The 12,611-nt window shown below is 39.0% G+C and carries 17 protein-coding genes; 2 read left to right on the top strand and 15 right to left on the bottom strand.

Annotated elements, in window-relative coordinates; translation table 11 throughout:
* Positions 1-505 precede the first annotated feature (505 nt).
* From HMPREF9446_RS03725 to HMPREF9446_RS03660, 15 genes are all read right to left on the bottom strand, one after another.
* Positions 506-1,084, bottom strand: coding sequence for a hypothetical protein (locus tag HMPREF9446_RS03725; RefSeq protein ID WP_005936913.1), 579 nt, complete (start codon positions 1,082-1,084; stop codon positions 506-508).
* A complete protein-coding gene (locus HMPREF9446_RS03720; RefSeq protein ID WP_005936916.1) occupies positions 1,077-1,307 on the bottom strand; it encodes a hypothetical protein in 231 nt (76 codons plus the stop codon). The genes HMPREF9446_RS03725 and HMPREF9446_RS03720 overlap by 8 nt, the downstream gene beginning before the upstream one ends.
* A 10-nt stretch (positions 1,308-1,317) precedes the next feature.
* Positions 1,318-1,998 (bottom strand): recombinase family protein, encoded by a 681-nt coding sequence (locus HMPREF9446_RS03715; protein ID WP_005936919.1) that lies wholly within the window; start codon positions 1,996-1,998, stop codon positions 1,318-1,320.
* Positions 1,999-2,147: 149 nt separating this feature from the next.
* Positions 2,148-2,492 carry a hypothetical protein gene (locus tag HMPREF9446_RS03710; RefSeq protein WP_005936925.1) on the bottom strand — a complete coding sequence of 115 codons (345 nt, stop codon included), beginning with the start codon at positions 2,490-2,492 and terminating at the stop codon, positions 2,148-2,150.
* A 3-nt stretch (positions 2,493-2,495) separates the two neighbouring features.
* Positions 2,496-2,819 (bottom strand): hypothetical protein, encoded by a 324-nt coding sequence (locus HMPREF9446_RS03705; protein ID WP_245532239.1) that lies wholly within the window; start codon positions 2,817-2,819, stop codon positions 2,496-2,498.
* A 14-nt stretch (positions 2,820-2,833) separates the two neighbouring features.
* Positions 2,834-2,995, bottom strand: coding sequence for a hypothetical protein (locus HMPREF9446_RS18880; protein ID WP_005936943.1), 162 nt, complete (start codon positions 2,993-2,995; stop codon positions 2,834-2,836).
* 167 nt (positions 2,996-3,162) lie between these two features.
* Positions 3,163-3,672 carry a hypothetical protein gene (locus tag HMPREF9446_RS03695; protein ID WP_009124078.1) on the bottom strand — a complete coding sequence of 170 codons (510 nt, stop codon included), beginning with the start codon at positions 3,670-3,672 and terminating at the stop codon, positions 3,163-3,165.
* A gap of 5 nt (positions 3,673-3,677) precedes the next feature.
* Complete coding sequence (locus HMPREF9446_RS03690) at positions 3,678-3,875, bottom strand: hypothetical protein (protein WP_005936949.1); 198 nt, start codon at positions 3,873-3,875, stop codon at positions 3,678-3,680.
* Positions 3,876-3,961: 86 nt separating this feature from the next.
* Positions 3,962-4,894 (bottom strand): hypothetical protein, encoded by a 933-nt coding sequence (locus HMPREF9446_RS03685; RefSeq protein WP_005936951.1) that lies wholly within the window; start codon positions 4,892-4,894, stop codon positions 3,962-3,964.
* A gap of 2 nt (positions 4,895-4,896) precedes the next feature.
* Positions 4,897-5,643: a Sak single strand annealing protein gene (locus tag HMPREF9446_RS03680; protein ID WP_009124075.1), complete on the bottom strand. Its 747-nt coding sequence runs from the start codon at positions 5,641-5,643 to the stop codon at positions 4,897-4,899.
* Positions 5,644-5,765: 122 nt separating this feature from the next.
* Entirely contained in the window at positions 5,766-6,788 is a 1,023-nt protein-coding gene (locus HMPREF9446_RS03675) for a DUF3871 family protein (RefSeq protein WP_009124074.1), read from the bottom strand.
* 182 nt (positions 6,789-6,970) lie between these two features.
* On the bottom strand, positions 6,971-7,132 hold the full coding sequence (locus tag HMPREF9446_RS18875; protein ID WP_005936961.1) for a hypothetical protein: 162 nt from the start codon (positions 7,130-7,132) through the stop codon (positions 6,971-6,973).
* Positions 7,133-7,598: 466 nt separating this feature from the next.
* Entirely contained in the window at positions 7,599-8,816 is a 1,218-nt protein-coding gene (locus HMPREF9446_RS03670) for a site-specific integrase (RefSeq protein ID WP_009124073.1), read from the bottom strand.
* 368 nt (positions 8,817-9,184) lie between these two features.
* Positions 9,185-10,195: a GGGtGRT protein gene (locus tag HMPREF9446_RS03665; RefSeq protein WP_009124072.1), complete on the bottom strand. Its 1,011-nt coding sequence runs from the start codon at positions 10,193-10,195 to the stop codon at positions 9,185-9,187.
* A gap of 19 nt (positions 10,196-10,214) precedes the next feature.
* Positions 10,215-10,916: an iron-sulfur cluster assembly scaffold protein gene (locus tag HMPREF9446_RS03660; protein WP_005780363.1), complete on the bottom strand. Its 702-nt coding sequence runs from the start codon at positions 10,914-10,916 to the stop codon at positions 10,215-10,217.
* Positions 10,917-11,126: 210 nt separating this feature from the next.
* Here HMPREF9446_RS03660 and HMPREF9446_RS03655 point away from each other — a divergent pair, with 210 nt between their 5' ends.
* On the top strand, positions 11,127-11,624 hold the full coding sequence (locus HMPREF9446_RS03655; RefSeq protein WP_009124070.1) for a DMP19 family protein: 498 nt from the start codon (positions 11,127-11,129) through the stop codon (positions 11,622-11,624).
* 138 nt (positions 11,625-11,762) lie between these two features.
* Positions 11,763-12,611 (top strand): hypothetical protein, encoded by an 849-nt coding sequence (locus HMPREF9446_RS03650; RefSeq protein ID WP_245532238.1) that lies wholly within the window; start codon positions 11,763-11,765, stop codon positions 12,609-12,611.

Below are 12,611 nucleotides of genomic sequence, written 5' to 3'. Positions count from 1 at the left end.
AGCAAAAAACGCTTTCCATATAAATCCAACCATTTCTCCGATTGGACTTTGCAAATATACGTTTTTGTTTTAATATTGACGCTCTTATTATGAGTATTATTTCTTCAAATATAAGGAAAACAATGTTTTCGGGACGGTAAAATTAGGAAAATATCATTGAACGGCGGGCTTTGAAATGAAATCAAATGTAATATTCCGTTCTTTTTTACATCATAATCATCTATGGGTTAACCGAAGGCTGGTTTTATAAGAACTATACCAAGGTTATTAATCCACTCAAGCGGCGTGAGCCTACAACTAACGAAAGAATACAATGAAACTTTTCTTATGCAACTTTTTTTGTCAGAATCGGTATTATTACTTAAAAAGAATAGATTGCATAAGGAAAAATATTGTTGCGTTCCGTTTACTCACATACCCTCCTAATGAACAAATAGAAATATTGCAGAAAAAGAAAAATAAGAGAAGCCAAGCATTACCTTAGCCTCTCTTTTTCTTTATTTGTCTATTCCACTACCGTAAACTCGTGAAAAGAGTACCAAACATCATCATCTTCTTGTTCGTCCATATATTCTTCCAATGCAGTTTCAATTACATTCTTATCCGGCTCTACCATCTTGCCTACTATCTCAGAAACACATTGAGCCGCTTCTTCGATAGTTGTAAAATACTCCGAATCATCATTGCCCGAATCCAAGTAGTAACGTTCCGGGAAATATTCGCCACCTGCATCATTCGTGGAATATACACAACATCCCGATTCTTCCTCTTGAAAATATACTTTAATGGATGGGAATTTTTCTTCGATAATATTTCGTACTCCTTCCTGCTCACACCAAGCTGTGGATTGACAGATAGTGAGAATATTATTATTCAGTTCATAATAAGTGATTTCGCCACGACATCTATACTTTTCCCAGTTACTTCCTAGTTTTGTGACTAAATTTCCCAGCCACCACTTGCCAAAGCCATTTTTCTCAATGCTGGTCTTACGTCTATCAATATACTTCAAGATCTTATACAACGACTTTACTTCCTTCAAGTCACCGACACATTTATAAGTACAATCGCACCAGTTAGGCATAATCCTCTACCTCCCTTCCGTTTTCGTATCTGCAAATATTCAATTCCTCAGTTGTCATCCATTGGCAGTTACTGAGCCTGAATCCGTACTTTTCTTCGATAGTTGAAAGGAAAGATTCAAAGTCCTCATATTCCTCCGATTCTCTTAATTCTTCATCCGTCAGCTTTATGATATTCAAACAGCCCACACAAAAGTCTAAAATTAAAACATATCTTGGTTCCATAATTTCAATCTTATTTTAAGTTATACCTTTTGATTAATTTATATACAGTCGATTTTGAGAAGTTACATCCCTGAGAAGTAACGAAACCTTCCCTGTTCAAAGTGTCCGCCATGCTTTTCAGGGTGTATTCTTCCTTGATTAATGTCCGAAGCATCGCAACGGCTCTTTTGTTATTAGGGTTGTTGTCAGCTTTCTCCTTACAACTTCTGATACTGTTCCGGATGGCTTGTTTATGCTTATCCATCAAGTGCTCAGGATTACCCAATTTAAAACCTCTTGCTTTCTTGGCTTGTAATGCAGATTTGGTTCTTACCGCTATCAGTTCCGCTTCGTATTGGGATATTGCGGATAAGATATGAAGTACCATTTTATTTGCTTGTGGGAAATCACAGAAAACAATCTCCACATCACTCTCTAAAAGGTTTGACAGGAAGGAAACATTTCTCGCCAGCCTGTCCAGCTTGGCTACGATAAGTGTCGCGCCTTCTTTTCTGCAAAGGCTCAACGCTTCTTTCAGTTTGGGTCTCTCTTTTTTACGGCCGGATTCTATTTCTATATATTCAGCAACTGGAACTTTGTCTTGAAGGTGTTTATGTATTATCTCCCTCTGTGCCTCAAGTCCCAGTCCTGAATATCCTTGTTTTTGTGTACTTACCCGTAGATAAGCCACATATTGGGTTTCATTCTTCATTGTTATTCGTTTTTTAACAATAGTTCCACTGCTTAGATGGACGTCTAATCTTTGGAACCATGTCGGTTGGGCATAAAAAAGGGGGAATACATGAGTTTCTATAATCTGAATTCTCACATATTCCCCGATAACATAAATTATCGTCTGCCTTATACGGCTACCTTATATATAACTCCGTATTTGGAGCAGATAAAATCATAGGAGGCTAAACCATAACTGACGGTATCATTTATTACAGCCACTATCTTATCAAGCGGCACACAATCATAGGTGATTTCTGTTTCCTCATTTTCTGGTTTAACTGTTATCTGATAAAGGTTCAGTTCTGCTAAGTAACGAACCTCAATCCAACACTCGGTTTTGAAAAGGTAAAACTCAGTACCTTTATCTGTCACCTTTATGTCATTAAAGTCCAATCCCCAACCAAAGGGGAGAAAGGATTTTTGCAAAGCATCATGCCAGATTACTTTTGCTATTTTCTCGTTTTCGTTCATAAGTCAAAGTCCTAAGATGTAGTTCATAACTTTGGCATTGTAGTCCTCAACCAAATAGTTCTCCACATTTTGGTCAATCACTTCAGCCAGATTATCTAAATACACATCATCAATTCGTTTCACCTCATTCCCTTCTTCATCATAGAGAGAAACTTGAAATAGATCCACTCCTTCAATATATGTAACTCTGACATTCCCTATATGAAGGAAACCCTGTATATGGAACTCTAAAGCATCGTCACTACAAACAAAGCTGTCCGTATCGACTCCCCAGCTCATAGAAAGGGAAGGGTTAGCGGCAATGATACTCCAAATGTATCTCGCCATTTCTGTTGTTATCTTCATTTTTTTGCTGTTTTATTATCAATCCATCTTTTTGCTGCATCCAAAGACTGAAAATGTTTGGTTTCTACTTCGTCATCGTCATTGAGTGCAAAGGCTTGAAAATCTGCTGTAGAAAACTGAATAATCAAGTTTTCATTATAAACCAGTTCTTCAGCCATAGTATTCTTTCATATAACAGGTTTCACACAAAGAACCATAGTCGTTTACATCACTACGGCTCATAGGTTTACCACAATAATCGCAATGTCTTACCACTTCTTCGTGCATATATCTTGCGACTTCCATTAACGGTGTTCCGGAATAGGAAACCGTTATCTTACTTTTCTTAGTTATCTTCTTCTTTGCCATTGTCATTCAGTTTATCGTTATACTTGTTTTTTATGTAGGCGGTCAGAATAGCTTTGATAACCTTAGCTCTGTCTGCCCGGTCGTAATTGGCTGGAACATCATGCTCATAACCATTTCTAAAAGACTCGTGTAGCTTTCCCAGACATTGATTTTCAGATCTGTTATCCAAGAAATACTTTAGCTTATAATCCGTATAGGTGTCTGTATCGTCTCCTTGGATGTAAACTGAGAGATATATTTCATCCTTTTCGCTATTCCAGATTGAAGTTACATTGCTGTTCCAGTTGTTGCCGGTATCAGAAAGGAATAGCGTTTTGAACTTATTTCTCGCTTTTCCTGAATCTCCTTTTCCAGCCTCCTTGATTATTCTGAGGATGGTAGTGTAGGAGATTGAGAGTAATTCGCTTTCACTGAGAGAGTTTATAATCTCCAGTTTCTTCTTGGGAGCGTATCTTTTGAATAGCTCCACGTTGATATTTGTTGCCATATTGCTTATTGCTTTTGTTCGTTAATGACTGTGAATTTCTGACGCAACCCTTCAATTACGTCTGCAAACTCTGTAAACTCTTCGTAATTCATTTTGGCTCCGTAAGATTTGATTTCGATAGAGCCACCATTAGCTGTGTTAAGTGTAAGAGTAATATCATTTTCTCCCTTAACTATTTGACTGATTGCTATTTCGTATTTCATCGTTTTAAGTTTTATATAAAAAGAAAGCGGGGAGAACTTCATTATTTCAGAAATCCTCCCCGCTGTTGAAAGTGGGTCTGTCGCTTTTATACCGCTATCATAAGACTTCCTGCGACATTGGAAGTCTTTTCGTAAAGAGAGTAATCAATCTCAGGGTGTTCAGCTTTCAGTTTGCTGGTATTGAGAGAGATTCGTGTACTTGGCATTTTTCTGGTAAGACGCATCGTTTCGGTAGTCCAGGTCTTTACTCCTGAACTTTCCATATCGGAGAGAATCTTGGCTTTGATTTCTGCCAGTCTTTCCTCCGCATCATTCTTGGTTTGGATGAGGGATCTGATTTCATCTTCCATAAACTTATACTCTTCTGGAATGCTAAAAGGGTTATTGAAATTTTCTTCTTTAAGATCTGCTTCTAACAATTCCTTGCAGATTTCGGAAGGTATTCTGTTTACGAAGATAACTTCATTGATATGGTCAACAGTTCCATCCTTCTTAATCTTGTTACGAAGATGGATGATGAAAAGCTTGTCAATCTTAGCCTTCTTGTTCTGTAATTCAAAGAAGTAAGCATAAAGACTGAGTTGCCATCTTGCTTTTTCGAGTTTCTCTGAGGTCATTACGCCATAGGTCTTAATATCGCCTATACTGAAAGTGTCATCAGAAACTCTATATACCTTATCAATCATGGAAGCCCAGTTCTTGTTGTCTGAAACAATATATTCAGAGGCTTCATGAACCAGTCCGTGTTCTTTACAGATTTCAATATAATCCGCTACTTCCACGGTTCCATCATTGTTCCAGTTCTTGTCGAAATCTTCAATGGAAGCGTGTACGTTTGTTCCGTAGGTAGCTGCTGCATTGAGAACAGCTTCGTCCACGTTATCATACTCGTCAGGAAATAATTGTCTTTGAATCATTCCTGTTATACCGCTCAGCTGTTTGTCACCAAGCCAGTATTCGTGAGGTTCTTCTAAAAAGATTACCTCACTGTTTTTCAGTTCAATTCTTTTTGTTGCCATAATCATGCTACTTGGTTAAGTTGTAACTTACGCTCCGTAAAGAGAGCCTTGATTTCACTGTTAGAATCCACTTCGTTCTTATGTTGCTGATACAATCCCATAAGTGCCTGCTGATTAATACAAGCGTTTAGGGCTGCTTTTATCCCAGCGTACTTCTCCAATGGTTGCTGTGTCGTTTTGGTTTTACGGGTTGTTGTTTTCTTTGATGCTGTTTCTGCATTTTGGCCAGCATCCGAACTTTCATTCTCCGGCACATCTTCTCCGGCATAGATATACAATCCCAGCCCGAACATGGCGAGGTTCTTTACAAGGCATCGCATCAGGGTCTTGTTGATGTCGAACATGGTGGCAGCTTCTACTTTCTTTTCGACATACTGCTTCTTGAACTTGTCATATACATTATAAGTATAGGGTTCAAACTTCATGGCTTTGTTGGCACCATTCATTACAGGTAGCCACATTTCGTGAGTAATTTCATCTACGGTCACTTCTGTATATACAACTATCCCTATAAATGGATCTGCAAAATAAGGAAGTCCTGTTGATGGATGTTTGACAATCTTATACGTTGCACTAGGGTAGCATCGTTTAAACTCTGCCCAAGCGTTTGCCCAGCTTAAATAAGTCAGGTCGTTGTACTTCTCAACTTTGTCGCTGAGGTCTAATGAATAAAGTGCATCAAACATGACGGCTCTTCTTTCGTCATCCGTAGCATTTGCCGGGATGACAGGTTTTTGAAATTTACACATAATGATAAAAAAATTAGTGGTTGATAATCCGATAAAATAAAAAAAGGGAGATACACAGAATCTTGGTTTGATGAATAAACTTTGATAATGTGTACCTCTCTTTTAAAAAGTAGGGTTAGTTGTCAGTTGAGAAACCATGAATAGCCTTCGGTATCGTTACCTTCTATGGCTCTTTGGATTCCCAAAGCAAAATCGGTGCAGTTTTGGTTGCGTTCAAGCCAACGGTCAATGTAAGCTGATTTGGCCGCTTCGTTGGCGAGTTGTAACAGGTTCCAACAGGTTATGTTCTCGTTTTCCTTCTTCCTGAAATTAGGATTGGAAACATATCCTTTCACCATCGCATTTACGGCTTGGTCACCCATTTCCAGCGATGGCAGGTTTCGTTGTTCGTTTACAGGTAGAAACTGATATAATCTTAATCTGCCTATGATTTTACAGAACAATTCTTCGGAGATTGCTGTTGATTGCAAATTCTCCAGAAGATTGAGTGTTTCTTCTTTATGAGGATTGAAACCGCTGAACAGTTCCAGAGCCTTCTGCGTGATGTCCGCTTCAGTCATACATTCTATCGTTCCCGAAAATCCGTCGCAAGTCAGGCATAAATTTGAACATACCCTTACTTTCCAGCCGACGAATATTTTAAACTTCATTGCGGTCTGTCCTCTGTAGAGTTTGTCTTCACTATAACTTCTGACACCTCCGACAGTCAGATTAACATTCTGTCCGTTGATGGTCTGAACCAATCCTTTTATATGTGTCACCCATGCAAGACGCTGATAGAATATGGTTTTCTCATCTTCTCTTAGTTCGCTTGCTTTCTTGTGCTGAGCTGATGGAACCCTCCCGATAATGGGGTGTGATACCCTGCATTCAACAGGTGTCATTTCTCCGAATATCTGTCCTGCCGCTTCTGTTACAGCACCGATGAAATTCTGGTGCGATATGGTCAGGCTGTTGTCGCAGAACGTTGGAATTACGTTCTTCTCTGTAAGTTCTTCCAATGTGATACCGGAAGTGTTGCTCTCGATGAAGTTAGGATGAAACTTCTGATTTTCTTCTGATACTGTTGCTGTATCTTCAATACCTGTAATCACTGCTGCCTGTTCTTTGATAGAATCGGCTGCTTGTCTTTTTGTTGTTCTCATTTTACTGTTATTTTTTAGTTGGTTGATAAAATCTGATAAAAACAAAAAGCCAAGAGGTCATTTCTTTGCTTTTACAAATATTCCTCTTAGCTTCTTTATGCCTTTAAGTATCGAAGTTGCTACCTCCAATACCGTTATTATTATGTCCTGTGTCTTGTCATAATCCATTCACGGACATTTTATCAGTTTTCAGTAACTGCATTATCTACAGCCACTTTACTTGCAGCGGATTTTTTCTTGGATCTGCTGCCATACTTCTCAACAAGTTCAATTACTACCGAACCTGCAACAATAATCTCAGCTACATACGCTGCGATTTTAATTCCTTTCATTAAATTTCCCATTTCTCTTAAATTTTAGTTTGTTAATAATATTGTTTTCTATTCTCTTATATACATTTTTCATATATAAGGCTTTGAGGGGAAATCAAGGAAATGGGGAGAAAAAATAAACCAATCTTTCGACTGGTTGTGATAGTTGAACCGTTGTAAATAGCTCCTCGCATTTACTTGGCCTATCATGCGGCATACATTCTTTCGTGGGGAACTATGTCTTGTCCATATACTAAAATTGCTACGCATCATCGAATCTCCATCTTATCCATCGTCTGAAAATAAGTGTGACTCGGTAAATTATTTTTTATATATGCTTGAAGCTACGCACCTTATCTTAATGGTGCATGAATAATGCTTCAAGTTATTTTCTCATATATAAGAGTTTGAGGTGATTTAAAGAGGAAATAAAAGCAATAATCCCTATTACTCAATAAAATTAGAGCATAGGGATTATTATGTTATAAAGGGATATACTTTAGTAATCAGAATCTCCTGTAAACGTATCCATAAGTTTATCCATCTGCTCGCCTATGCACTTGTCTATTAGCTTTGCATAGTGGGCAGTCATTCGTGTATTGGTATGTCCCAACATCTTAGAAACGACTTCCAGAGATATGTTATTGGCTAAAGTAACGGTACTTGCGAATGTGTGCCTACTTGTGTGAAAGCAAATTCGTTTATTGATTCCACAAAGTATAGCTATATCCTTTAGATATTTGTTGATGTCCGCAGGGTCTTGAATAGGGAGTAGTTTCTTTCCACCCTTGTACTTATCCAATATCAGTTTGGCAATAGGGAGTAGGGGAATGCGTGATAGAACTCCTGTCTTAACTCTACGCTTCTTAATCCATATTCTGCCTGCACTGTCCTTCTCAAAGTGTTCTGGTGTCAAGGTCTTAATGTCAATGTAACTAAGCCCAGTGAAGCACCCAAAGAGGAACATATCTTTAGCTCTCTCCAATCGTGGCAGGGGAGTATCAAAGTTGATTATCTTCCTCAATTCTTCTTCGTCCAAGAAATCAACTTCCACAGGTTCACGTTCTACTTTATAAGTAGTGAATGGGTTGAAACTAATGTAAGCATTGGCTACGGATAGGTTGATAATTTTCTTCAATAGTTTTAAATGCTTGGTGCATGAGTTTTGTGCCATACCTTTATCAATTTTTAAGAACGAATGAAACGACTGAATGAAATTAATGTTCAGTTCACGTAAATATAAATCGTCACGTTTGTATTTCTGTTGAACAAACTCCCTTAATAATCTGATGGTATAGACAGATACCCAAAGAGTGGCTTTAGAAACTCCATTGCCAACAAGTTTTTCTTGTTCTTTGTTGTGTTCTTCAAAGACTTCAAATAGGCTTTTCTCTTTTAGAGATTCTACTTTATCAAAATAAGCGTCACGTAATAGTTCCGCTGTGATTACAAAACCTCTATCTAACAATTCTGCTTCTTTTTGATAGAGTTTGGCTCTGATAGCCTTTAGATAGTTGTTTAGACTTTGGGCTTCTTTATCCTTGCCTTTTACTTGTTGTTTGGTTTTATCCCAATTACAGGATTTTACTTTTTTACCTGTAGAAAAAGCACATCTTTCTCCATTAACTGTGAGTACTACCTCTATTGAAGCTGTACCATCTTTCCTAACTCTGCTATCTCTTATGAAGAATAAGATAGCAAATGAACTTCTTACCATAGTTTAATCATTTAAAATTAGACATTGGGAAGTCCTTTAAAATGTGATATATCTTTCTGTATATTAGATAGATGAATTGATTTTTGTGTGCAGTTTTGAAAAAACATCAAATTGCACACAGATTGCACACAAAATAGCCTCAATTTAGCTCCAAATTAAGGATAATCAGCCACGTTTACCCTTAGAGATTCAAGCTCCATTTAAGCTATAATTTGCTTCAATTCCATCATTCAATCACAGCCAATTATAAGAAAAACAGCAAGAGGAAATGAGTGTCAGAATAGGGGATAAGCATTACAGTATAACTAAAACAAAAATCCCCATAACCATTACAGTTACAGGGATTTATATATTAGCAATGTATTATATTACTTGCTCAAAGCAGTAGCTACGTCAACCGCACAAGCCACTGTACATCCTACCATCGGGTTGTTACCGATACCCAGGAATCCCATCATTTCCACGTGAGCAGGAACTGATGAAGAACCGGCGAACTGAGCGTCTGAGTGCATACGACCCATAGTGTCCGTCATGCCGTAAGAAGCGGGACCTGCAGCCATATTGTCCGGGTGCAGAGTACGACCTGTACCACCACCGGAAGCTACAGAGAAGTAGGGCTTACCTGCCAATACACGCTCTTTCTTATAAGTACCGGCTACCGGATGCTGGAAACGAGTCGGGTTTGTAGAGTTACCTGTGATAGATACATCTACACCTTCTTTCCACATGATAGCTACACCTTCGCGAACATCGTCGGCGCCGTAGCATTTTACTTTGGCACGGGGACCGTCGCTGTATGCGATTTCACGAACTACTTTCAATTCACCCGTGTAGTAGTCGAATTGAGTCTGAACGTATGTAAAGCCGTTGATACGGGAGATGATCTGGGCAGCGTCTTTTCCAAGACCGTTCAAGATGCAACGCAAAGGTTCTTTACGTACTTTATCAGCTTTAGCTGCGATTTTGATAGCACCTTCGGCAGCAGCGAATGATTCGTGGCCGGCCAGGAAAGCGAAACACTTGGTCTCTTCGCGCAACAGCATGGCAGCCAGGTTACCATGACCGATACCAACCTTACGGTCGTCGGCTACAGAACCCGGAATACAGAATGCTTGCAGGCCGATACCGATAGCTTCAGCAGCATCAGCGGCATTCTTGCAACCCTTCTTGATAGCGATGGCGCAACCTACAACATATGCCCATTTTGCATTTTCGAAACAGATAGGCTGAGTTTCTTCACACGTCATATAAGGGTCAATACCGGCAGCTTCGCAGATAGCGTTTGCTTCCTCGATGTCTTTGATGCCGTTAGCGTTCAAGGCTTCAATAATGCCTTTGATACGACGGTCTTGACTTTCAAATTTTACTTCTCTAATCATAGTTTCTTTCCTCCTTATATTATTCGTGACGTGGATCAATGTGTTTAACAGCTCCCTGTTCAGCAGTGAAGCGTCCGTAAGTACCGGTTACTTTCTTCAATGCTTCGTTGGCATCGGTACCTTTCTTGATTTCATCCATGAATTTACCCATGTGAACGAATTCGTATCCGCAGATTTCGTCATTCTTGTCAAGAGCGATAGTCTTGATATAACCTTCTGCCATTTCCAGATAACGGGGACCTTTAGCCAAAGTTCCGTACAATGTACCTACCTGGCTGCGCAGACCTTTACCCAAGTCTTCCAAACCGGCGCCGATAATCAGACCGCCTTCAGAGAAAGCCGACTGAGTACGTCCGTAAACGATTTGCAGGAAGAGTTCGCGCATTGCTGTGTTGATAGCGTCGCAAACAAGGTCGGTATTCAATGCTTCGAGTATTGTCTTGCCCGGAAGAATTTCAGCTGCCATGGCGGCTGAGTGAGTCATACCTGAACAACCGATAGTTTCAACCAGTGCTTCCTGGATGATACCTTCTTTAACGTTCAAAGTCAGTTTACAAGCACCCTGTTGAGGAGCACACCAACCTACACCGTGTGTCAGACCAGAAATATCGACAATTTCTTTAGATTTTACCCATTTGCCTTCTTCGGGTATGGGAGCTGGTCCGTGGTTAGGACCCTTCTTTACAACACACATGTGTTCCACTTCGTGTGAATAAGTCATAATTAGCTCTTTTTTAAGTGATATAATTAAAAAAAACGTAGTTTCGCTTTTGAAATCGTTCGCAAAGTTAGTTGTTTTCTTGGTTTCTGCCAACCGTCTGATTTGACTTTTTTATTAAAAATAGGTAATAGGTCGTTGAATTTCTGTGGAATGTAAAGTTGAGTTTGCAGTTTTGTCTTAACTTTGCCGCGTAATTAATGGATACAAATTATGATAGAGGTGACAGATGCTGCTTTGCGCCGGTCGGCAGGTGAAGGAATGGATGCGTTTATAAAGGTCTTTACGGATGCATACAAAAATAAAATCGGTGACGTATGGACTGCTGAGACTATGTCTTTGCTTACGGGTGAACAACATTCTTTGCTCGCCTATCAAATATTCCGGGATGAAATAATGGAAGGCGGTTTTTGCCAGTTGATACAAAATGGATACGGGGGGTATATCTTTACCAATCCGTTTGCCAAGGTGATGCGCTTGTGGGAAATCGGTGATTTGAGCAAGTTGGTCTATGCGGCAAGGAAGATTTATGATGAGAACCGTGAAGATTTGGAGCGTGAGCGCACAGATGAAGAGTTTATGGCCATGTACGAACAATATGAGGCTTTCGATGACTTGGAAGATGAATTCCTGGAAAAAGAAGAAGGATATACTGCTATGGTTGCAGGATACGTGGATGAACATCTGGATTTGTTTGCAAAGATTGTGTAGTAATGTTAAAATAAGGTTGTTCGTGCAGTATTAAGATTAATATTTCATTTAATCTTAAAAACAATGAAAAAACGAGGAGAGTGCTCTATTACTCAATTCTTTTATCTAAATTTGCGAACTCTAATTTTTATAAGAAAGATGAAACAGTTAAAATTCTTGATGGTTGCCTTTACCTTATTAATGGGCGTTTCTTTAACTTCGTGTCTAAATTCGGACAATGACTATGCACCTTCTGTAGGTGGTTTGGTTAAGGTAAGTGATAGTATGTTTGGTAATTCATTCACTATGCTTGACGGGGTTACTAAAATAAGTCCGACGGCGGCATCATTGGCTACTTTGGAAAGTAATATGGGATTTAAGCCTTCAAGTACGAATATTGCATATGTCACAGGGACATACGACGAAACTTTGAATTCCAACCTTATAGAAGACAAAGAGTATAAATCTGTAAATCTGCTTTGGGCCGTATCTTTGGATGCAAAGGTTGAAATAACGGAACGGGGCGCAGAAAATGACTCTGTGAATAAAGCTCCGGTTATTGATATTGACAATTCAAGCCAGATGGGATATGAAATGGAAAAGAAATTGCATAAACCATGGTTCTTCTATGACAAAACCACGTTGATATTGCCTATCAATTATTTTGTCTATAAGGCAGGTGCCCATAAGTTTACATTGGTTTATTATCCGGAGGAGAATGCCGATGGAAATAAAACTTTGAAACTGTATTTGAAGCATTATGATGCAGATGATAAGTCAACGAACACTAATTCTTTGAATAATTCCGGTGCATATCCTCAAATTTATTATTATGCATATGATTTGCGAGGTGTGTTCTCTCAATATTCTAAAATGACCGGTGAAATGCCGACAACGGTGACTGTTGAATATGTAACAAATGCCAATAGTTTAAAATTGGAAGATGCGGAAACTAAAACCTGTGAGGTTGAAGTAAAAGGCATCAATGAATCAACAACTGATAAATAA

Source organism: Bacteroides fluxus YIT 12057, assembly GCF_000195635.1.
Lineage (GTDB): Bacteria > Bacteroidota > Bacteroidia > Bacteroidales > Bacteroidaceae > Bacteroides > Bacteroides fluxus.
This window is presented reverse-complemented; position numbering and strand designations above follow the sequence as displayed.